The 20546-nt window shown below is 59.1% G+C and carries 20 protein-coding genes; 13 read left to right on the top strand and 7 right to left on the bottom strand.

The window, feature by feature from the left end; translation table 11 throughout:
- The first annotated feature begins 43 nt into the window (after positions 1-43).
- Positions 44-472, top strand: coding sequence for a T9SS type A sorting domain-containing protein (locus ABD919_RS05415; protein WP_345234512.1), 429 nt, complete (start codon positions 44-46; stop codon positions 470-472).
- Between the two features lie 213 nt (positions 473-685).
- On the opposite strand, the gene ABD919_RS05420 is transcribed toward ABD919_RS05415, so the two are convergent.
- Positions 686-2470, bottom strand: coding sequence for an ABC transporter ATP-binding protein (locus ABD919_RS05420; RefSeq protein ID WP_345234513.1), 1785 nt, complete (start codon positions 2468-2470; stop codon positions 686-688).
- 249 nt (positions 2471-2719) lie between these two features.
- On the opposite strand from ABD919_RS05420, the gene ABD919_RS05425 reads away from it, so the two are divergent.
- The 8 genes from ABD919_RS05425 (at position 2720) to coaE (ending at position 9049) form a co-directional block, all read left to right on the top strand.
- Positions 2720-3811: a Glu/Leu/Phe/Val dehydrogenase dimerization domain-containing protein gene (locus tag ABD919_RS05425; protein WP_345234514.1), complete on the top strand. Its 1092-nt coding sequence runs from the start codon at positions 2720-2722 to the stop codon at positions 3809-3811.
- Positions 3812-3957: 146 nt separating this feature from the next.
- Positions 3958-5124: a transcription antitermination factor NusB gene (gene nusB / locus ABD919_RS05430; protein ID WP_345234515.1), complete on the top strand. Its 1167-nt coding sequence runs from the start codon at positions 3958-3960 to the stop codon at positions 5122-5124.
- Positions 5125-5229: 105 nt separating this feature from the next.
- Entirely contained in the window at positions 5230-5541 is a 312-nt protein-coding gene (locus ABD919_RS05435; protein ID WP_345234516.1) for a YtxH domain-containing protein, read from the top strand.
- Between the two features lie 91 nt (positions 5542-5632).
- On the top strand, positions 5633-6631 hold the full coding sequence (locus tag ABD919_RS05440) for an isocitrate/isopropylmalate dehydrogenase family protein (RefSeq protein ID WP_345234517.1): 999 nt from the start codon (positions 5633-5635) through the stop codon (positions 6629-6631).
- Between the two features lie 113 nt (positions 6632-6744).
- On the top strand, positions 6745-7272 hold the full coding sequence (locus ABD919_RS05445) for a DUF1573 domain-containing protein (RefSeq protein ID WP_345234518.1): 528 nt from the start codon (positions 6745-6747) through the stop codon (positions 7270-7272).
- A 107-nt stretch (positions 7273-7379) separates the two neighbouring features.
- Positions 7380-7709: a preprotein translocase subunit YajC gene (yajC, locus tag ABD919_RS05450; RefSeq protein ID WP_345234519.1), complete on the top strand. Its 330-nt coding sequence runs from the start codon at positions 7380-7382 to the stop codon at positions 7707-7709.
- 1 nt (position 7710) lies between these two features.
- Positions 7711-8442, top strand: coding sequence for a YbbR-like domain-containing protein (locus ABD919_RS05455; protein WP_345234520.1), 732 nt, complete (start codon positions 7711-7713; stop codon positions 8440-8442).
- A 4-nt stretch (positions 8443-8446) separates the two neighbouring features.
- Positions 8447-9049, top strand: a complete 603-nt coding sequence (gene coaE, locus ABD919_RS05460; protein ID WP_345234521.1) for a dephospho-CoA kinase — start codon at positions 8447-8449, stop codon at positions 9047-9049.
- A gap of 48 nt (positions 9050-9097) precedes the next feature.
- Here the strand turns inward: coaE and ABD919_RS05465 are convergent, their stop codons facing one another.
- Complete coding sequence (locus tag ABD919_RS05465; RefSeq protein WP_345234522.1) at positions 9098-9418, bottom strand: ArsR/SmtB family transcription factor; 321 nt, start codon at positions 9416-9418, stop codon at positions 9098-9100.
- A 245-nt stretch (positions 9419-9663) separates the two neighbouring features.
- Between ABD919_RS05465 and ABD919_RS05470 the strand changes: the two genes are divergently transcribed.
- From ABD919_RS05470 to ABD919_RS05480, 3 genes are all read left to right on the top strand, one after another.
- Complete coding sequence (locus ABD919_RS05470; RefSeq protein WP_345234523.1) at positions 9664-10893, top strand: Glu/Leu/Phe/Val dehydrogenase dimerization domain-containing protein; 1230 nt, start codon at positions 9664-9666, stop codon at positions 10891-10893.
- A 376-nt stretch (positions 10894-11269) separates the two neighbouring features.
- A complete protein-coding gene (locus ABD919_RS05475) occupies positions 11270-12010 on the top strand; it encodes an LOG family protein (protein ID WP_345235196.1) in 741 nt (246 codons plus the stop codon).
- Positions 12011-12088: 78 nt separating this feature from the next.
- A complete protein-coding gene (locus tag ABD919_RS05480) occupies positions 12089-13276 on the top strand; it encodes a lycopene cyclase family protein (protein WP_345234524.1) in 1188 nt (395 codons plus the stop codon).
- Between the two features lie 67 nt (positions 13277-13343).
- Here the strand turns inward: ABD919_RS05480 and ABD919_RS05485 are convergent, their stop codons facing one another.
- From ABD919_RS05485 to ABD919_RS05495, 3 genes are all read right to left on the bottom strand, one after another.
- Positions 13344-14057: an ABC transporter ATP-binding protein gene (locus ABD919_RS05485; RefSeq protein WP_345234525.1), complete on the bottom strand. Its 714-nt coding sequence runs from the start codon at positions 14055-14057 to the stop codon at positions 13344-13346.
- Between the two features lie 90 nt (positions 14058-14147).
- On the bottom strand, positions 14148-14369 hold the full coding sequence (locus ABD919_RS05490) for a DUF2795 domain-containing protein (RefSeq protein ID WP_035561220.1): 222 nt from the start codon (positions 14367-14369) through the stop codon (positions 14148-14150).
- Positions 14370-14469: 100 nt separating this feature from the next.
- Complete coding sequence (locus ABD919_RS05495; RefSeq protein ID WP_345234526.1) at positions 14470-15789, bottom strand: DUF349 domain-containing protein; 1320 nt, start codon at positions 15787-15789, stop codon at positions 14470-14472.
- A 301-nt stretch (positions 15790-16090) separates the two neighbouring features.
- Here ABD919_RS05495 and ettA point away from each other — a divergent pair, with 301 nt between their 5' ends.
- Complete coding sequence (gene ettA / locus ABD919_RS05500; protein WP_345234528.1) at positions 16091-17755, top strand: energy-dependent translational throttle protein EttA; 1665 nt, start codon at positions 16091-16093, stop codon at positions 17753-17755.
- A 139-nt stretch (positions 17756-17894) separates the two neighbouring features.
- Here ettA and ABD919_RS05505 read toward each other — a convergent pair whose 3' ends face one another.
- Positions 17895-19529, bottom strand: a complete 1635-nt coding sequence (locus ABD919_RS05505; protein WP_345234530.1) for a coiled-coil domain-containing protein — start codon at positions 19527-19529, stop codon at positions 17895-17897.
- Positions 19530-19683: 154 nt separating this feature from the next.
- The gene (locus tag ABD919_RS05510) at positions 19684-20313 is read right to left on the bottom strand and encodes a LuxR C-terminal-related transcriptional regulator (RefSeq protein WP_345234532.1); all 630 of its coding nucleotides are present in this window, start codon (positions 20311-20313) and stop codon (positions 19684-19686) included.
- Between the last annotated feature and the right edge of the window lie 233 nt (positions 20314-20546).

Consider the following 20546-nt stretch of genomic DNA (forward strand, 5'->3'; position numbering starts at 1 on the left):
TTACAGAAAGAATTTTCTACTCCGCATCATCCACATTAGCATTATGAAACGTTCCGTACTGGCTTTGGCTGTGTTATTCATGCTGCCGGTAGCCGCAGCGCACGCCCAGGCTACTATTCTCCCCGGTGGTGCGGCCCCGGCACCTGCTACGCCGGCTGCCAGCCCGGCGGCTACCGAAGCTCCGGCCTTGATTGCGCCCGCCCCCATGACCCCGGCCGCCGACCCTAAGGCCCTGAAAGTAAAAGCGGAGGTAAACCCCGCCACCAACAAGCTGACCGTGCGCACCGATGCCGCCGGGCCCACCCGCGTGGAGGTAAACGATGTAGGCGGCCGCCCGGTACTCACCTACACCATGATGGTAGGCACCACCCCCGCCGTGCTCAACGTTGGCCAGCTGCCGGCCGGCTCCTACGTGGTGCGCTGCACCGCCGGCGAGCGTACCGGCATCCGCCGCGTCACCATCGGGCAGTAAGCATACGCTGGGGGCTGGCTCTCCAGGCTCTACAATAAAAATACCCGGCTCAGTCTGAGCCGGGTATTTTTATTGGCTGCCCGGCGATTTAACGGTTTCTTGTTGCTGGTTTCTAGTTTCTGGTTGTCGTTCTAACCAGCAACAAGGAACAAGAAACTAGGAACCAGAAACCAGCTACCGCGCATCGCACAAGCTCGGGTGGAGCAGCAGTGGTTAAGCTTCTTCCGTCTGCAGCTGCCGTTCGTACAGGGCGCGGTACAGGCCCTCGGGCTCGGCCATGAGGGCCTCGTGGGTACCGTGCTGCACAATCACGCCGTCGTCGAGCACCAGGATTTCGTCGGCCAGCTTCACCGACGACACGCGGTGGGAGATTATCAGGCTGGTGCGGTTGGCCATGATGCGCTGCAGGCTGCCCAGAATGGCGTTTTCGGTTTTGGTATCCACGGCCGACAGCGAGTCGTCCAGAATAAGAATCTTCGGCTCCTTCACCAGGGCGCGGGCCATGCTTACGCGCTGCTTCTGCCCGCCCGACAGGGTGATGCCGCGCTCGCCCACCTTGGTATCAAACCCTTCGGGGAAGGCGGTGATGTTGGCGTACACGTCGGCATCTTTCGCGGCCTGCAGCATGCGCGCCTCGTCGGGCTGGTCCAGCCCAAAGTTGATGTTGTTGCGGATGGTGTCGGAAAACAGAAACACATCCTGCGGCACGTAGCCGATTTGCTCGCGCAGCGAGGTCAGGGCGTAGTCGCGCACGTCGGTGCCATCGACGCTGATGCTGCCGGCCGTCACGTCGTAGAGGCGGCAGAGCAGGGCCGCGATGGTGCTTTTGCCCGAGCCCGTGTTGCCAATCACCGCCAGCGTCTGCCCGGGCCGGATGCGGAAGCTCACGTTCTTCAGGGCCTCAATACCGGTATCGGGGTAGGTAAAGCTCACCTCCTCAAACACGATGTCGCCCTGGATTTCCCGCTTGATGTCCTGCCGGGAGATGATGTCGGTTTTCTGGTCCAGAAACTCGTTGATGCGGGCCTGCGAGGCCTCGGCCCGCTGCACCAGCGAGGACGTCCAGCCCAGGGCCGTGACGGGCCAGGTGAGCAGGTTCACGTAAATCAGGAACTCGGCAATGGTGCCCGTGGTGATGGTGCCGCGGATAACCTCCTGCCCGCCCACCCACACGGTGATGAGCGTGCTCAAGCCCACCAGGAACAGAATGAGCGGGAAAAACAGGGCATTGACGAAGTTGAGGCTGAGTGACTTGTCTTTGTAGTGGTTGCTGGCTTTGGTGAACTGCTCGTGCGAGTCCTGCTGCCGCACAAAGGACTTCAGCACCCGGATGCCGGAAAAGGCTTCCTGCACAAACGTCGTCATACCCGCCAGCGCCTTCTGAATCTCGTCGGACTTGCGCTGAATGACGTTGTTGATGTAGAAAATGCTGACCGACAGAATGGGCAGGGGCAGCAGGGTGTACAAGGTCAGCTTTACGTTCACGAGCAGCATGAGCGGCACGATGAGCAGGAACAGCAGCACCAGTTGCAGGAAGTACATGATGGCCGGCCCCAGGTACATGCGCACGCGGCTCACGTCTTCGGCAATGCGCGACATCAAATCGCCGGTGCTGTTGCGGCGGTAGAAGCTCAGCGGCAGCGACTGGTAGTGCTGGAAAATCTGGTTTTTCTGGTCGTTCTCGATGTGCCGCGACATCACAATCAGGGTCTGGCGCATGAAGAACAGAAAGATGCCGCGCAGCAGGGCCAGCACGATGATGAGCATGCCGTAGAACAGCACGTTGCGGCCGAACAGCTCGTACACGCCGGTCTGGGCCCGGGTGCCGGCGTAGAGGTGGTAGAGGTCGATGCCTTCGTTCACGAGGTCGAAGGCGTAGCGCACGAGCTGGGCCGGGAAAATAGCCAGCAGCGTGCTCAGCGCCACAAACAGCACCCCACCCAGGAAGTGCCACTTGTAGCGATAGATGAAGGGATTGACGGAAGCGAGAGCGCGCAAGGGGAGGCGGAAATGGGGGGCGGTATCGGAAAAATTGGGGTACTTTTGTAGCACTTTCGCTGGTCAGCTCAGGCTGTGCGAAGGACCTTGTTGCACCGGAGCGGCCAGTACTCAGCTGTTTACTGCCAATTGCTTCGTCTGGATATGGTCTCTTCGCCAGCCGGGCTGTCGGGCGGGTTGCTCACCTAAGAACAAGGTGAACAAAGTTACGCTGCACTCTTCCCATCAAATTCCCACCCCATCCTCTTTATGGTTGAGATTCAAACCCAGGCCCCAGCCGCCATTTTTGGTCAGATAGCCGAGCACCAGCACGAACAGGTGGTGTTCTGCCACGACCACGAAACCGGCCTGCGCGCCATCATCGGCATTCACAACACCGTGCTGGGCCCGGCCCTGGGCGGCACCCGCATGTGGCACTACGCCAGCGACATGGAAGCCCTGAACGACGTGCTGCGCCTCTCGCGCGGCATGACGTACAAGGCGGCCATCTCCGGCCTCAACCTGGGTGGCGGCAAAGCCGTCATCATCGGCGACGCCAAAACCCTGAAGACCGAAGCCCTGCTGCGCAAGTTCGGCCGCTTCGTGAAAAACCTCAACGGCAAGTACATCACGGCCGAGGATGTGAACATGACCACCAAGGACATGGAGTACATCCGCATGGAAACCACCCACGTGGCCGGCCTGCCCGAAAGCATGGGCGGCTCGGGCGACCCCTCGCCGGTAACGGCCTACGGCACCTACATGGGCATGAAGGCTGCGGCCAAAAAGGCCTTCGGCTCCGAAAGCCTGCAGGGCAAGCGCATTGGCGTGCAGGGCGTGGGCCACGTTGGCACTTACCTGCTCGAGCACCTGCAGAAGGAAGGCGCCCAGCTTATCGTGACCGACTACTACGAAGACCGCGCCCAGGCTGCGGCGGCCCGCTTTGGCGCCAAGGCCGTGGGCCTGGAAGACATCTACGACCAGAACCTGGACATCTACTCGCCCTGCGCCCTGGGCGCTACGCTGAACGACGACACCATTGCCCGCCTGAAGTGCCAGGTGGTAGCCGGCTGCGCCAACAATCAGCTGGAAGACGAAAACGTGCATGGCCCCGAGCTGGTCCGTCGCGGCATCGTATACGCCCCCGACTTCCTCATCAACGCCGGCGGCCTCATCAACGTGTACTCCGAGGTAGTGGGCAGCAGCCGCCAGGCTGCCCTCACCCAAACCGAGAAAATCTACGACTTCACCCTGCAGGTCCTGGAAAAAGCCGAGCTGGAAGAGTCGCACCCCCAAGCCGCTGCTACCAAGCAGGCCAAGGAGCGCATCGCCGCCCTCGGCAAAGTAAAATCAACGTACTAAAAGGAGTTATGAGTTATGAATTATGAGTTATTGACGCCGGTAATGCCAAATCAGTACTTCTGCTTGCCCACCGCTCATAACTCATAATTCATAACTCATAACTCAGTTTCCACATGCTCAACCGCCGTCTTCTTCGTATTAAAGTTATGCAGGCCCTGTACTCCTACCACCAGGCGGTGGGGGCCGATGCATTGTTGGCCCAGGACCGTATTGCGGCTGCTTTCGAGCCCGACCTGAACGCCGAGCAGGCCCCCGACCGGCGCATGCTGGAAGGCCAGCGCAAGCTGGGCGAGGCGCAGTTCCGCGAATGGCACCGCACGGGAGCCATCGCCAGTGAGCTGGAAGACAAAGCTGTGAAGGAGGCCGTGAACGACGCGGTTGACTTCTACCAGAAGCAGGTGAAGAAGGAAGCCACCTTCTACAGCGGGCAGCTGCTGCACGGGGCCGAGAGCATTCACGACCAGTACCTGCGCCTGCTGAACCTGCCGGCCGCCCTGCTGGGCGTGCTGGAAGAGGAAGGCGTGCGGGAATCCCGCCGCCGCCTCGGGCCGCGCGAAGACGCCCTCAACACCGACCGCCTGGCTCAGAACATGGCCATTGCCAAGCTCCTGGCCAACGAGCAGCTGCAGGACCTCACCATCCGGCGCAAGCTGGCCTGGGACGGTGCCGAGGCCGAAGACGCCCTGCGGGCTGCCTGGCGCGAGGAAATGCACGCCGATGAAACCGTGCGCGCCTACCTGGCCGGCAAGCCCACCGGGCTGGAGGAAACCGACTACGAGGCCGATATGGAAATCCTGCGGCACATCTACAAGGAGTTCGTGTTCAAGGGCGAAGCCCTGCCGCGCTACATCGAGTCGGCCGACCTGAACTGGGAGGAGAACCGGCCCATTGTGCGCAACCTGGTGCTGAAGACGCTGAAAATGCTGCCCTTCGCCGCTACCGAAAAGCAGGAGCTGATGAACCTCTCGGCCAACTGGGCCGACGACAAGGAGTTTGCCGAAACGCTCTACAACCAGACCCTGGCCAACGACGCCAAGATGGAGCAGCTCATCGCCGGCTCGGTGCAGAACTGGGACGTGGAGCGGGTGGCCCTGCTCGACAAAATCATTCTCAAGATGGCCCTGACCGAGATGCAGCTTTTCCGCGGCATTCCCGTCAAGGTCACCATCAACGAGTACATCGAAATCAGCAAGCTCTACAGCACGCCCAAGAGCAAGCAGTTCGTGAACGGCATCCTCGACAAGCTGGCCCAGGACCTGGCCGCCAGCGGCGACATTCGCAAGTCGGGCCGGGGCTTGCTCGACAATCAGTAACATTGCAGCGGCAGGGGTTCTGCACCCTGCCACAACCTCGACCGGCTGCTCCGCGTTGAGCTTATTTATCACTTCTCACCCACTCAACTCTAACATTCTCACATCATGGCCAGCAAAACCACTACCGGCATTTTGTGCTTCGCGGGCGGCGCCATCACCGGTGCAGCCATCGGTCTGCTGTTCGCGCCCGAAACCGGCCGCGAAACCCGTTCCTGGCTGAGCTATCAGCTGGAGAAATACCGCTCGGTGCTGGCCGAGCTCACCGACAGCCTTGTAACCAGCCGGGAGGCAGCCGGGCAGTCGTCGGCCAAAACCGAAGGCCAGCGCGTCATCTCCGACGCCAAGTCCAAGGCCGAGCAGCTGCTGGGCGACGTCGACCAGCTCATTAACCAGATTAACTCGCGCCGCGGCGCTTAATTTAATGGGTGAATGAGTGAATGGGTGAGTGGGCTAATGATTTCCCACTCACTCATTCACTCATTCACCCATTCATCTATTTTCTAACAAGATGCATCTGATTACCCTTATCCCCGGCGACGGCATTGGCCCCGAAATCACCAAGGCCGTCACGGATATATTTGCTGCTGCCCAGGTTCCCGTGCAATGGGAAGAACAGAACGCTGGTCAAACCACCTTCGACCAGTCGGGCGAGCTGATTCCAACGGCGCTGCTGAAGTCATTAGAGAAAAATAAAGTAGCTCTCAAAGGACCTATTACCACCCCCGTAGGCAAGGGTTTTCGTAGCATCAACGTAACGCTGCGCCAGAAGTACGACCTGTACCAGAACGTGCGCCCCGCCAAGACCACGCCGGGGATTCACACCCGCTACGAGGGCATCGACCTGGTGCTGTTCCGGGAAAATACCGAAGGCCTGTACTCGGGCCTAGAGGTGTTCGACGAGCGCCTGGGCATTGCCGACTCCTTCAACCGGATTACGGTGGAGGGCTCCCGCAAAATATGCCGCGCCGCTTTTGCCTATGCTGCCAAGCACGGCCGCAAGAAGGTGACCCTGGCGCACAAGGCCAACATCCTGAAGATGGCCGGCACGCTGATGCTCAACGCCTGCAAGGAAGCGGCCACCGAGTTTCCGCACATTGTATTCGAGGATAAAATCATCGACAACATGTGCATGCAGCTGGTAAGCAAGCCCGAGCAGTTCGACGTAGTAGTGACTTCCAACCTGTTTGGCGACATCCTCTCCGACCTCTGCGCCGGCCTGGTGGGCGGCCTGGGGGTGGTAGCCGGCGCCAACATCGGCGACAACATGGCCGTGTTTGAGGCCGTGCACGGCTCGGCCCCCGACATTGCCGGGCAGGGCAAGGCCAACCCCACCGCGCTGCTGCGCTCGGCGCTGATGATGCTGCACCACATTGGTGAGCACGAGCACGCCAATCGTATTGAAAAAGCCCTGGATGCTACTCTGATGCGGCAGGAGGAGTGCACCGGCGACCTGGGCGGCAAGGCCAGCACCAGCGAGTTTGCCCAGCACATCATCGCCAAGCTATAAAACCTGGTTCCGGCGTTGCGTGTAGCCCTGCCGGGCCAGCTTACCCCTCGCTGCCTTGTGCTCCTGGCCGGTCCAGAAGTACAAGGCAGCGGTTTTGTCAACCCATGCATACCATGAAACTAGCTCAATTACTTACCGTCGCTCTCCTGTTGGGAGCGGTGGCCTGCAATAGCGATAAAAATGGCGAAATCGGGGCCGAAGGCATGAACGCCGCCGCCACCGAAGCTGCCGATGCGGCTGCTAACCCCACCATCGACAACCCCAACGTGGTGAGTGAAGACGAGGCGCCCAACCCCAACGCACCGGTGATGACGTTTGCGGAAAGCGAGTTCGACTTCGGCGACATTGCCGCCGACAGCAAGGTGCAGCACACCTTCACCTTCACCAACACGGGCAAGTCGCCGCTGCTGATTCAGGACGCCACGGCCTCCTGCGGCTGCACCACCCCCAACTGGACCAAGGAGCCGGTGGCGCCGGGCGGAAAGGGCACCGTGGAAGTACAGTTCGACAGCCGCGGCAAGCAAGGGCTGCAGAACAAGCAGGTGAACGTGCGGGCCAATACCCAGCCCAGCATCACCTCGGTAGTTATTAAAGCCAACGTGCTGACCAGCGGCAACAAAGGCCCGGAGCTGCCCCAGTAGGTTTGGGCCAAGGCGCGGGCCGGGCGTACATTTCGGGCTCAATCAAACGCAGCTGGGCTACTGTCCCCTGCTTCGCATCTCTCTAACGCGCTTCTTACCCCATCGTTATGTTTCTGGTTCTTTTATTACAGGCTTCGGCCGGTGAGGGCTTTAGCCAGCTGCTGTTCCCCGTTGCCATTGGCCTGGTAGTATACTTTTTCATGATTCGGCCCCAGCAGAAGCGCACGGCCGAAGCCAAGAAGTTCCGCGAGACGCTGGCCAAAGGCTCCCGGGTGGTCACCATCGGCGGCCTGCACGGCCTGGTAGTAGAGCTTACCGAGGATACGGTGGTGATTGAGGTAGACCGCGGCACCAAGCTGCGCTTCGACCGCACGGCCATTGCCCGCGAAGTAGGCAGCAAAGCCAGCACCGCGGCCGACAGCAGCGCAGCCAGCTAACATGGACGGGCCGCTGAGCCGGGCGGGCCGGCTGATGCGTTGGTTTGTGCGGCCCTTTGCGGGGCAGGAGCCCAGCTTTTACCGCGCCGTAACGGCCTGTTTTCTGGCGTCGGGCTTGTTTTGGCAGATGAATGCCTTAAACAAAACCTACACCACGCGGCTCGACTACCCGTTGCGCTGGCACTACGACACCGCGCACTACGTGCCCCTGCGGCCGCTGCCCCAAAGCCTGCCCGTCACCGTTACCGGCCGCGGCTGGCGCCTGCTGCGGGCCAATATGGGCTGGGGCGCCCGCCCGGCCGAGCTGCGTCCGGTGCCCTTGCCGGGCACCCGTTACCTGCCGGCTGCCATGTGGAAGCGCGGCCTGCAGTCGGCCCTGGAAGGCCTGCAGGTAAACGAGTGGGCCGGCGACACCCTGCGGCTGACCTTCGACCGCTACGTGACCCGCGAGCTGCGGCTGGCCCTGAGCCCGGCCTCCCTCGATTCGGCTCCGTTTTATAAAGCCCAGTTTAAGCCGTCTTCCGTCGTGTTTCGGGGGCCGTCTACCCTCGTCGCGCAGCTGCCCGACCCTTACCCGGTTGTTGTTGGCAAAACAGCTGAGGTAGAGGCCGGCACCGAAGTCGAGGTGGCCGTAGCCGCGCCGGCAATGGTGCGCCCTTCCGTGGGCGAGGTGCAGGTGCGGCTGGAGCCGCGCACTGCCCGCCGCCCGCCCCGTTCACCTTCCAAGCGTTAATACCATGCAGCGAATAGGCATTACCGGCGGCATCGGCTCTGGCAAAAGCATTGTGAGCCGCCTGTTTCAGGTGCTGGGGGTGCCCACGTACGACGCCGATACCCGCGCCCGCTGGGTAATGGAGCACGATGCCCTGCTGAAGGAGCAGCTGCGGGAAGCCTTTGGCCACGCTATCTACAACGAGCAAGGGCAGCTAAACCGCCCGCATCTGGCCCAGCTGGTGTTTCCGGCGCCGGAGCGGCTGGCCCGGCTCAACGCCTTGGTGCACCCCCGGGTAGGGCACGATTTTGAGGTCTGGGCCCAGCAGCAGCAGCAGGCGGGCCATGCCTACGTGCTGAAAGAAGCAGCCTTGCTATTTGAGTCGGGCTCGTATCAGCAGCTCGATGCCATTCTCGTGGTAGCGGCTCCGCTGGCTATCCGCCAGGCCCGGGTATTGCGGCGCGACCCCCACCGCAGCGCCGAGGAAGTAAGCGCTATCATGGCCAAGCAGTTAAGCGAGGAGGAGAAACAGCGTCGGGCCGACTACCTGGTCTGGAACGACGATGCGCGCCTTGTTCTGCCCCAGGTGCTGGCCCTGCATGAGCTGTTCCGAACCGGCAAGGCATAAAAAAAAGGCCACCGGACTGGTAGCCTTCTTAAATTACAAGTTCAAGCTTTACAGCTTTCCCGAGTAGTCCTCAAGCGTGTCAATTACCTTCAGCAGCTGGGGTACAGCCAGCGAATAGTAGATTTTGGTGCCTACCTTGCTCGAGCGCAGCACGCCGCGGTCTTTCAGGGTAATGAGGTGCTGGGAAGCAATAGCTTGGGGCAGGTCCAGGGCCTGATAGATATCAGTAACGGAGAGTTGCTGCTCTTTGCCTTTGATTTTGCCCAGCAAATCAACGATGGCCAGACGCTTGGGGTGAGAAAGTACTTTGAGCATGGCCGCAGCGCGGTCCAGCTGCTGCGCCTCTACGCGCGTGTGCAGTGGTTTCATGGAGTAAGTAAAGGGTGGGGGGAAAAAAATAAGTCTTAGATAAGCGCAATACGATATTGCAGCTTGGTAAAGTTCCTTTAGGGGGCGCAAAATAGGTGAAAACATTTCACTTTTGCACTAAAAATTGCTAGAACTCCCCAGAATATTTCCTGTTGAAGTGCAATTTTAATTTGATAATCGAGCTTTGGGCGCCTTGCGTACCTTTGGGGCACAAATAAATTTCTTTGTCCCTCCAGATTCCCACCATGCAAAACCTGCTGAACAAATTCGAACAGAAACGGCCCGAGATAGTATTTGAGTGGCAGGATTCGGAGACGGAAGCAGAAGGCTGGGTGGTGATAAACTCTTTACGCGGCGGGGCGGCCGGTGGCGGCACCCGAATGCGAAAAGGGCTGGACAAGCGGGAGGTAGAAAGCTTGGCCAAAACCATGGAAGTGAAGTTTACCGTGTCTGGGCCCGCTATCGGCGGGGCCAAATCAGGAATCAACTTCGACCCCCAGGACCCCCGGAAGCGTGGGGTATTAGAGCGCTGGTACCGAGCTGTTTTTCCATTGCTGAAAAACTACTACGGGACTGGTGGTGACCTTAACGTAGATGAGATACATGAAGTTATACCAATTACGGAAGAATATGGTTTATGGCATCCTCAGGAAGGGGTAGTGACCGGGCACTACCGTGCTACCGAACCTCAGAAAATTCATAAACTCGGCCAGCTACGTCAGGGCGTAGTGAAAGTTGTGGAGGACGCCAACTTTTCCCCCAGCCTGGCCCGCAAGTACACCGTGGCCGACCTCATCACGGGCTACGGGGTAGCCGAAGCCGTAGGGCATTACTACCGCTTGTGGCTGAATAGCAGCCTGCAAGGCCAGCGGGCTATCATTCAGGGCTGGGGCAATGTAGGGGCGGCAGCGGCCTACTACCTGGCCGGTCAGGGCGTGAAAGTGGTAGGCATTATCGACCGGGCCGGAGGGTTGCTGAGTGAGGAGGGCTTTACGCTGGAAGAAATTCGCCGCTTGCTGCTGGACCGGCAGGGCAACGCCCTCACGGCAGAGAACCTGATTCCCTTTGCGGAAATAAACGAGCGAATCTGGTCGGTGGGGGCCGATATATTTATTCCTGCCGCCGCATCCCGGCTGGTTACCCGCGCCCAGGTAGAGCAGCTGCTCGCCGGTGGCCTGAAGGTTATCAGCTGCGGGGCCAATGTGCCTTTTGCCGACCCGGAAATCTTCTTTGGCCCCACGGGCGTGTTTGCCGACTCGCAAACCGGCGTGGTGCCGGATTTTATTGCCAACTGCGGCATGGCCCGGGTGTTTGCCTACCTGATGGAAACCGGCGCTGAAATCACCGACCAGGCCATTTTTGCCGACACCTCCCGCATTATCGGCGCGGCCCTGGAGCGAACACACCGGCAGCATCCCTCCCTTACCGGGGTTGCGCAGCACGCCTTCGAGCTGGCCCTGCGGGAGCTGGTGTAAGGTAATTTGCTGATGTGCTGATGTGCTGATGTGCTGATGTGCTGATGTGTAAATGGGGGTAAGGAGACGTGTTGTTGCGAGGTGGAGCCGAAGCAATGACAGACGTTGTAGCTCCTCATCACCAGCAGCACATCAGCACATCAATAAATCATTTCATCACCAAATTTCCTTTGTTCGGTAACAATTCGGTAACTTGCGCGCCCTATTTTTGGTCGTTCCGGGTGCGGGGCGACTTTGTTTTTTGTAAAACCCTGCTATGTCTAAACTGAACAAAACCAGTAAAACCAAGCTCGCCGATGAGGTGCTGAACGCCGGTAGCGGCCAAACCATTAAGCAACCCAATGTCAATGACGACAAGCTGACCACCATCACAGAGATGCGTCAGCAAGCTGGGCAGGGCGAGATGATGCCCGATGAAGAGCAGCGCCTGCGCCGGGCCTTTGTCGACAAAGACTGGAACGAGATTAAAATCGCCGACAGCTGGCAGATTTTCAAGGTGATGGCCGAATTCGTGGAGGGCTTCGAGAAAATGTCGAAGATTGGCCCTTGCGTGAGCATTTTCGGCTCGGCCCGTACCAAGCCCGACAATCCCTACTACAAGCTGGCGGAGGAAATTGCTTCCAAGCTGGTGCGTCACGGCTACGGCGTAATCACGGGCGGCGGCCCCGGCATCATGGAAGCCGGCAACAAGGGCGCCCGCGCCGAGGGCGGGAAGTCGGTGGGCCTCAACATTGAGCTGCCCTTCGAGCAAACCCACAACATCTACATCGACCAGGACAAGTGCATCGACTTCGACTACTTCTTCGTGCGCAAGGTGATGTTTGTGAAGTATGCCCAGGCCTTTGTGGGCATGCCCGGCGGCTTCGGCACCCTCGACGAGCTGTTTGAGGCCATGACGCTGATTCAAACCAAGAAAATCGGCCGCTTCCCCATCGTGCTGGTGGGCTCGGCGTACTGGAAAGGCTTGTTCCAGTGGATTGAAGACATCATGCTGACCGAGGAAAGCAACATTTCGCCCGAGGATATGAACCTGGTGCAGATTGTGGATACTGCCTCGGAAGCCGTCAAAATTATCGACGACTTCTACCACAAGTACCTGCTCTCGCCCAACTTCTAAGCGAGTTGCCGGTAGTAAATACAACCGAAAGCCGGACCTTTGGGTCCGGCTTTTTTGTGCTTTTATACTTTGCTGCCCGTGGACACCGCACCTGCTTCCATTGAATTTGACTATGCCATTGTTGGCGGCGGCGCGGCCGGGCTCAGCCTGGCGTATCACCTGGCCTGTGAGCCCCGCCTGGCCGATAAGAAGGTACTGCTGCTCGAGCCCGAGGCCAAGAGCCAAAACGACCGCACCTGGTCGTTCTGGACCGACCAGCCCAGTCTCTTTGATGGCATTATTACGCAGGAATGGCGGCAGCTCGCCTTCCGCAGCCCAGGCTTCGAGCGCGTGTTCGACCTGGGCCGCTACCGCTACAAAACCATTAAAGCGCTGGATTACTATCGGTTCATCCACCAGGCACTGCAGGGCAATTCGCAGTTCACGCAGCTTAAAGCCAGCGTGCAGCAGCTGGAACACAGCGACGAGGCCGTGCTGGTACACAGCAGCGCCGGGCAGTTCAGGGCGCGGTGGGCGTTCGACAGCCGGCCCCCGTCCATCCGGCCCCAGCCCGGTAAATACCGCTACCAGGTGCAGCACTTCGTGGGCTGGGAAGTGGAAACCGAAGTGGATGCCTTCGACCCGGAAGTGGTAGAGTTCATGGACTTTCGGGGCGAGCAGGGCCAGGAGGCGCGCTTTATGTACGTGCTGCCGTTCGGCCCGCGGCGGGCCCTGGTGGAGTACACGCTGTTTTCGGGCACACCCCTGCCCAAGCCCGAATACGAGCAGGCCATTCGCCAGTATTTAGCCGAGCGGCTGGGCGGGGCCGGCTACCGGGTAGTGGAGGAGGAAGTAGGCGCCATTCCCATGACGGACCATCCGCTGCCGGCACGGGACGGGTTGCGCATCATTAACCTGGGCACCCGGGGCGGGCGGGTCAAGCCCAGCACGGGCTATGCTTTCAAGCGCATTCAGGCACAGTCGGCGCGGCTGGTAGGGGCCCTGGCGAGTACCGGCCGGCCACCCGACGAGGTGACCGGCGACAAGTGGCAGTTCCGGCTATTCGACACCCTGCTCCTCGACATCATGCAGCGGCAGGGCGAAAGCACCCGCGACATCTTCCGCCAGCTGTTCGAGCGCAACCCCTTGCAGCGCATCTTCCGCTTTCTGGACGAGCAGACGTCCTGGGTCGACAGTTTTCGCATCATGAACTCCGTTTCGCCGGGGCCGTTCATGCGTTCCATCGCGCACGTGCTGCGCGGGCAGCCGGGGCAGCGGAAGGCGTAAGTGCTGGTTTAACTACAAGGGCTGTCAACTATCAGCCAAACGCTGATTCAGGGGGGCAACGCACAGCTTAAACCGACAGAGGCGGCGCTTCCAGTACCTGACGCGCTTCCAGTACCGAAGCAGGCGTCAATGGCTTCAGCGCAGGCTTGGGCTCCGATAAGTTGAGCAGGTAGCCCTGCAGGGCCGGCAGATTGTCGAGGTCGTGGGTGCTGCACAGCACGGTCTGGCCCTGCCTCGTCCAGCGTTGGATAAGGTCGAACACCTGGCGGCGGTAGTACACATCGAGCTGCTGGGTGGGCTCGTCGAGCACATACACCGGGGCCTGCTGCAGGCTGAGCTGGGCCAGCCATACCAGCTGCTGCTCGCCGCCCGAAAGCTGGGTAAAGTCGCGCCCGCTTAAATGGGCCATGCCTACCTGCTGCAGGGCCGCATCGGCCAGGGCGTAGTCGGTAGGGCAGTAGGCACTTAGCAGCCCATGGTGGCGGTAGCGGCCCATCACCACCAGCTCACGCACGGCAATGGAGAAGTCGATGCTGCCACGCTGGGGCAGGTAGCCCAGGCAGGATGCCAGCTTTGCGCGGCTCAGGGCGCGTATTTCCTGTCCCAGCAGGCAGATGCTGCCTGCGTAGGGCAGCTGCCCCGTGAGGGACCGAAAAAAGGTGGTTTTGCCGCTGCCGTTGTGGCCCACTACGGCCACGAATGCGCCAGCCGGAACGCACAAAAAAAGGTTGCGGACCAGCGCCTTGTTGGCGTAGCCCACAACCAGGTTTTCAATGAGCAATGAGCAGTTATCAATTATCAATATGCAGAAGCCTATTATGGATGGCAAGGGCCCGCTGAGCAACTGCTCATTGATAATTGTTAACTGACCCTAGTACTCGTCCTCGTTGAACATGAAGTCTTCCTTGGTCGGGTAGTCCGGCCATACTTCTTCGATGTTCTCGTAAGGCTGGCCATCGTCTTCCAGGGCCTGCAGGTTCTCGACTACCTCCATGGGGGCACCCGAGCGGATGGAAAAGTCAATCAGTTCGTCTTTGGTGGCAGGCCAGGGCGCATCTTCCAGGTAGGAAGCAAGTTCGAGAGTCCAGTACATAGTGGGGTAGGGTAAAAAAAGGTTGGCGAAGGTAAGCGTTTCACGTTAGAATCCAACCGGGTATTTTGTTGAAAGCGACAACGTAAAACTCCGGCGAAAGTTAGCTTGCTGCCTGTGCTTGCTCGGTGAAGATACCAATTAAGTCATTTTTGGTTCGAATCTTTCGTTCAAACGAGCGAATCTTGGTTTGCAGCATCTGCCGGAAGGCTTCGTTGGCGGGCGTAGCACTCAGCTTGTCGAGGTTGTCTTTGAGGGTTTCCAGCTCCTGGTGGTCGCCTTTGAGCAGCTCGCGCAGGGTACTGGCCCGGAACCGGGCTTTCTCAGCCGGGGTCTTGCCGTCGGACTCGCCCACGGGACGCTTGCGCAGGTAATACTCCAGGGCACTGAGCTCGAATATCTTGTCGCAGGCTACCATGAAGCGGTGCCAGATGCGGTCCGACTCTTCGCCGCGCACCGTGCCCACCTGCTTCCACTCGGCCTGCAGGGCCTTGGCCTGGTGAATGGCCTCCTGGGGCGGCACGCTCATCAGGGCTTCGGCCCGCTCGGCCAGGGCCCGCTTGCGGGCCAGCAGCACGTCGGGGGTGGCCGGGCCGGTGCTGGCGGCGCTGGCCTGCTGGCTTTGGATGTGCACCTTCAGGCGCTCGAAGAAATGGTTGTTAGCAGCCCGGAAGCGCGTCCACAGCTCCGAGGCCTGCTTTTTGGGCAGGTTGCCATTAACGTCGCGCCAGGCCTGCTGCAGCTGCTTGAGCTGGCGCGAGGCCTGCTCGAACTGGTCGGAGTTTTTTAGCTTCTCGGCCTGCGCAATCAGTTCCCGGTAGCGGGACTGGGCGCGGTTCACCATGGCCTTTTTATCGGCCTGGAAGGCCTTGCGGCGGTCGAAGAATACCTGAATGGCGGCCTGGAAGCGGGCTTCCAGCTCGTCGGTCAGGTGCTTTTCGACGGGGCCGGTCTTCAGCCAGCCCTGGCGCAGGTCTTTCACCTTTTCGCTGGCCGATACCCATTCCACTGTGTCGCGCAGGGCCTCGGCTTCCTGGATGAAGCCGATTTTAGCCGCCAGGTTTTTCTCGCGGTTGCGCACCACAGTCACGGCAATGGATTCTTCGGCCTCGGTGAGGCGGCGGTGCAGGCTGCTAAAGTCGCCCAGCCCGTCGTAGCTGAGTAGCAACTCTTTCAGGTGCAGGGCTTTCATCAGGAAGGAGCCTTTGTTGTCGCTGGCTTCCATCTTCTCCAACAGGTCGTCCACTTTGGCCCGGAGGGCTTCGTAGCGTTGGACAAAGTAGCGGAGAGCGGCTTCTTCCGACTCTTTCACCACACCCACCTGGCGGGCGGGCTGGTCCAGCACTGGCCGCAGCCATACGCCCTCATTTTCTACGTAGCCGTAGCGGCGGGCTTCGGCCAGCAAGTGGTCGGTTGGTTCCATAAAATCAAACTCGTGTGTAGAAGTGCAGAAAAGTGTAGTTGCTGCCGGAGTGTGGAGGAGGAAGGAACTACAAGTTTACGGGAAAAAGTAATGAAGTAATGTGGCAATGGGGTAATGAAGCAGGAAAAAGAACGGTAAGCCAGCACGGATAGGTGACTAGTGGATTGTTGAACAGGGTGTGGTTCCCAAAGCAACCTTGCCGTTCTTTGTGGTCTGACATTCCTGAGCCAGCAGAGTAAAGCAATTCCGCTCTCGCTGGCCGCATCACTTCATCACCTAGTACTATCCTCATCACCAGCCCATGAGCGACCAGACCATCATCTTCAGCATGGCCGGGGTAAGCAAGATTTACCCACCGCAGAAGCAAGTTCTAAAAAACATTTACCTGTCCTTCTTCTACGGCGCCAAAATCGGGGTGTTGGGTTTGAACGGCTCGGGGAAGTCCAGCCTGCTGAAAATCATCGCTGGCGTCGACAAGCAGTTTCAGGGCGAAGTGGTGTGGTCGCCGGGCTACACCGTAGGCTACCTGGAGCAGGAGCCCCAGCTTGACCCGACTAAAACGGTACGTGACATTGTGGAGGAAGGCGTGGCCGAAACCGTGGCCCTGCTCAAAGAGTTCGACGAAATCAACGAGGCCTTTGGCGCCGAAGATGCCGACTTTGACAAGCTGCTCGACCGCCAGGGCAAGGTGCAGGAGCGCCTCGACCAGCTCGACGCCTGGAACCTGGACTCCAAGCTGGAGCGGGCCATGGATGCCCTGCGCACGCCGCCCCAGGAAGCCGTGGTGGGCAACCTCTCCGGTGGGGAGAAGCGCCGCGTGGCCCTGTGCCGCCTGCTGCTGCAGGAGCCCGACGTGCTGCTACTCGACGAACCTACCAACCACCTCGACGCCGAGAGCGTGCTCTGGCTGGAACAGCACCTGCAGCAGTACAAGGGCACGGTCATCGCCGTCACCCACGACCGTTACTTCCTCGACAACGTGGCCGGCTGGATTCTGGAGCTCGACCGCGGCTCGGGCATTCCCTGGAAAGGGAACTACTCGAGCTGGCTGGACCAGAAGACTACCCGCATGGCCCAGGAAGAAAACACCGAGAGCAAGCGCATGAAAACCCTGCAGCGCGAGCTGGAGTGGGTACGCATGTCGCCCAAAGCCCGCCAGAGCAAGGGCAAGGCCCGCCTCGCCAACTACGACAAGCTGGCCAGCGAGGAAGCCAAAGACAAGGAGCAGAAGCTGGAGCTCTTCATCCCCGACGGCCCCCGCCTGGGTGCCCAGGTAATTGAAGCTGAGGGGCTGACCAAGGCCTTCGGCGACAAGCTGCTGTTCGAGAACCTGAGCTTTTCGCTGCCCCAGGGCGGTATTGTGGGCATCATCGGCCCCAACGGCGCGGGCAAAACCACGCTGTTCCGCCTCATCACCGGGCAGCTGCAGCCGGATGCGGGCACCTTCGTGGTAGGACCCACGGTGCAAACCGCCTACATCGACCAGCAGCACGACGTGCTGGACCCTGGCAAGACGGTGTTCGACACCATTGCCGGCGGCACCGAAACCATGCTGCTGGCCGGCCGCCCCGTCAACTCCCGCGCCTACGTGAGCAAGTTCAACTTCGGCGGCGGCGACCAGGAAAAGAAGGTAGCCATGCTCTCCGGCGGTGAGAAGAACCGCGTGCACCTGGCCATGACGCTCAAGCAGGGCGCCAACCTGCTGCTGCTCGACGAGCCCACCAACGACCTCGACGTAAACGCCATCCGCGCCCTGGAAGACGCCCTGGAAAACTTCGCCGGCTGCGCCGTCATCATCAGCCACGACCGGTGGTTCCTAGACCGGCTCGCCACTCACATTCTTGCTTTCGAGGGCGACTCGGAGGTGGTGTGGTTTGAAGGGAATTTTACGGATTATGAGGAAGCCAAGCGCAAGCGTTTGGGGGATGTGGAGCCGAAGCGGGTGCGGTATAAGAAGCTGGGGTAATACTCTGCATTTAATCGAAAGAGCCCGCTGTGTCTACAGCGGGCTCTTTCGATTAAATGCAGTTCTACAACCGTCGGGCGGAATTAATAATGTTCTATATGTCAGCGTTTTAAAAGTTGTCGCTGATTAAATAGCTTTCTTAGCGCAGCATAAAGTTTTTAGCCAGTGTGGCGCGTATGGTGGTTATGGTGAAATCGTCATTAGGCACAAACTTTCGCACATTATCATCTTTGAAGACAAAGCCCAAGTCAAAAAGGAAACTGATTCTACTTTCTTTGCTCACGTTTAGAATGGCACGGATACCCCCGTTGCCAAAGAAGTATAAATCTTTGGGCCGCGTGGATGTGTAGTAATCGGTGATTTGGTTGCGGTTAGTCAGGAACGTTAGGCTGTTTACGCCACCGTATAGCAACAACACATCGGGTATGAGGTACCATTCAAGGCCAGCGCGCGCGGTGGTTACACCAGTGGTGAAGCTGTGCAGGCTATCAGGAGTCATCAGCTTATCGAGGTATGCGATGCCGAGGGTTACCCCCATTACAGGCCGCTTCCGCTCGGCGTATTTCAGGGAAATCAGCGCATCGGCGCTGAAGCCAAACGTGCTGGCATCGGAAATGAACAGACGCTCAGTGCCCCGCTTGCTAGTTACGCCGTTTGCATTGTCAGTGCCCCCAAGCGCGGTGAAAAGCTTGAGGGAATACATGTTGGGGCTGTTAATGTCGCCGCCACGGTGACTGCCGATGAGCGATACAGCCGGAATAAATAAACTGGAGCCTTTAATGCTAGTCAGGGCCGGCAGAGCTGTCAGGTTATTTTCGTTGGCAATCTTCTTATCTTGCTCAGCCTTAAATTCTCCTTTCCACTTGTCAACCTTCTGGTTGTAGGCTTCAAGGCCTGCCCTGACCGTGTCAACCTTGGCCGTTAAGTCGGTAGTAGCCTGCTGTACCGTGGTGAGCTGGTGGTTGTATGCCTTCCGTGCCGCAGTAGTGGTATCCGTCGGACTAAGCTTGTACGCGGCTAGGTTTCCCCCTGCCTTTTGGAAGGTGGCGTAGCTGGCGTTGGCGTTCTTTAGCTTTTGTTCCAATGTGGTCAGTTCCCGGTCGAATGCTCTATAAGCTTTGTTAGAACTATACATAGCTTCTATATCTACGAGTTCAGGCATCTTATCCCAGTATTCGGTTTGATATTGACGCAGCTTTTTAATGTTTTCTGCGTGCGAGTCAAGAGCTTGTCGCTGCAGCACCATATTCTTGCTTACATCAATGCGCAGCTTGCTCAATTGCTCCTCATAGAGTGCGTGAAGCCGGGCCAAGAGCTTAGAATGCACTTCATCTTGCACCAGCCGGGATGCCAGTTCTTCCTTTTGCTTGCGGGTATAGTCTTCCAGCAACTTTTTATTGGCCGCTTCTAACTCATTAATTCTGGCTTGAAGGGCTTTCTGCTCTGGGCTGTCCTTAGCGGCTGCGTTACGGGCGGTGGCGGCCGCCAGATACTCCGTCCGATTCAGCTGAATTTGACCGATAATGAGTGGAAGCTGCGTGGAGCGAGTTAGAGCCGTTGTATCGGCCCGGATGAGATTGTAGTTCTGCTCTACCTGTGCACTGTTGTCAATCACACTAACCCGGGGCGGAGAAAGGGTGCTTTTGTTAGCAGTCCCTTTTTCGGCTTGCGTGATGGAAAAAAGCTCTAACCCTTGTGCTTGGGCTGTGATGTTGAAGAGGACGCTGCCGGCCAGCAGTCCAATCTTTTTTGCAAGGGAGTTTTGGTAGCGCATTAGGTGAAGGAATAAATAATGAAAGGAAGAAAAAGACTAGCGCCAAACACAATCTCTTATTTCCGTATGTATGGCTTAGGGCAAAGCTCCGCTATTGCCCCACCACCCCGCATCGGCAATTCTACCTAATCTCAGACCTGCTTTAACCTATTTTTTAACCCAGCTCCAGCCACCCTCGCTTCACCGCGTGCAGCACCAGGCCCACGGAGGAGCGGGTGCCGGTTTTCTGCAGCAGGGTGCGGCGGTGGGCATCCACGGTGCGCACGCTGATGAAGAGCTGGGCCGCGATTTCAGAGGTGGAGTAGTCCTGCCCTACCAGCTGCAGGATTTCCAGCTCACGCGAGCTGAGACTACTGGACGAGCCAGACGGCTGCACCGGGTTGCATTGGAACTGGACACAGGAGGAGGAGGCCAGCAGCTGCTCTACTGCTGCCACTACTTCCTCAGGCGTAGCCTGCTTAGCTAGCAAAGCGCCAGCACCCATGTCCACAAGGTGGCGGCGCAGGGAGAGGGGCAGCCGGCGGCCGCCCAGCACCAGCAGGCGCTGCCGGGGCTGGGCCTGGCGCACCTGTTCCACCAAGGTGGAAAGGGGCGGGCCCGGCAGGTTGGCATCGAGAATGAGCAGGGACGGGGCCTCGCGCCGCAGGCGGGCCGGCAGGGTGTAGGCATCGGCGGTGGCGCTGAGGAACAGGTTGGGGCGCAGCTCCTGGAGCGTGGCAAGCAGGCCGTGGCGCTGCAGGGTGGGGGCGGCGGCCACCAGTATCCTTGGGGTAGCAAGGTTCATGGAAACGACAGAAAAAGGCGCACAAAATGAGCGGCCTCATTTGCTGACGTGGGGGGGCTGTCGCAAGCGGGGACCTGAGTGGGAAAGGAAGGCCCAAAGTAGTACGTCTACTCGGGTAACCAAGCTTTTAGTAGAAAATAATCAAAAAAAATAGAGGGGTAATACCGCTCACACTGGCTTGCCGGTGTAAGAAAGCTGGTAGAGACCAATAGGACGGAGGTCAACAAAAAAAG

Source organism: Hymenobacter saemangeumensis (assembly GCF_039541835.1).
Lineage (GTDB): Bacteria > Bacteroidota > Bacteroidia > Cytophagales > Hymenobacteraceae > Hymenobacter > Hymenobacter saemangeumensis.

What these genes read in the sequence shown, in the direction of transcription:
- ABD919_RS05415 (WP_345234512.1), top strand. Translation starts at nt 44, where the DNA reads ATGAAACGTTCCGTACTGGCTTTGGCTGTGTTATTCATGCTGCCGGTA.
- ABD919_RS05425 (WP_345234514.1), top strand. Translation starts at nt 2,720, where the DNA reads ATGGTTGAGATTCAAACCCAGGCCCCAGCCGCCATTTTTGGTCAGATA.
- nusB (WP_345234515.1), top strand. Translation starts at nt 3,958, where the DNA reads ATGCAGGCCCTGTACTCCTACCACCAGGCGGTGGGGGCCGATGCATTG.
- ABD919_RS05435 (WP_345234516.1), top strand. Translation starts at nt 5,230, where the DNA reads ATGGCCAGCAAAACCACTACCGGCATTTTGTGCTTCGCGGGCGGCGCC.
- ABD919_RS05440 (WP_345234517.1), top strand. Translation starts at nt 5,633, where the DNA reads ATGCATCTGATTACCCTTATCCCCGGCGACGGCATTGGCCCCGAAATC.
- ABD919_RS05445 (WP_345234518.1), top strand. Translation starts at nt 6,745, where the DNA reads ATGAAACTAGCTCAATTACTTACCGTCGCTCTCCTGTTGGGAGCGGTG.
- yajC (WP_345234519.1), top strand. Translation starts at nt 7,380, where the DNA reads ATGTTTCTGGTTCTTTTATTACAGGCTTCGGCCGGTGAGGGCTTTAGC.
- ABD919_RS05455 (WP_345234520.1), top strand. Translation starts at nt 7,711, where the DNA reads ATGGACGGGCCGCTGAGCCGGGCGGGCCGGCTGATGCGTTGGTTTGTG.
- coaE (WP_345234521.1), top strand. Translation starts at nt 8,447, where the DNA reads ATGCAGCGAATAGGCATTACCGGCGGCATCGGCTCTGGCAAAAGCATT.
- ABD919_RS05465 (WP_345234522.1), bottom strand. Translation starts at nt 9,418, where the DNA reads ATGAAACCACTGCACACGCGCGTAGAGGCGCAGCAGCTGGACCGCGCT.
- ABD919_RS05470 (WP_345234523.1), top strand. Translation starts at nt 9,664, where the DNA reads ATGCAAAACCTGCTGAACAAATTCGAACAGAAACGGCCCGAGATAGTA.
- ABD919_RS05475 (WP_345235196.1), top strand. Translation starts at nt 11,270, where the DNA reads ATGCGTCAGCAAGCTGGGCAGGGCGAGATGATGCCCGATGAAGAGCAG.
- ABD919_RS05490 (WP_035561220.1), bottom strand. Translation starts at nt 14,369, where the DNA reads ATGTACTGGACTCTCGAACTTGCTTCCTACCTGGAAGATGCGCCCTGG.
- ABD919_RS05495 (WP_345234526.1), bottom strand. Translation starts at nt 15,789, where the DNA reads ATGGAACCAACCGACCACTTGCTGGCCGAAGCCCGCCGCTACGGCTAC.
- ettA (WP_345234528.1), top strand. Translation starts at nt 16,091, where the DNA reads ATGAGCGACCAGACCATCATCTTCAGCATGGCCGGGGTAAGCAAGATT.
- ABD919_RS05505 (WP_345234530.1), bottom strand. Translation starts at nt 19,529, where the DNA reads ATGCGCTACCAAAACTCCCTTGCAAAAAAGATTGGACTGCTGGCCGGC.
- ABD919_RS05510 (WP_345234532.1), bottom strand. Translation starts at nt 20,313, where the DNA reads ATGAACCTTGCTACCCCAAGGATACTGGTGGCCGCCGCCCCCACCCTG.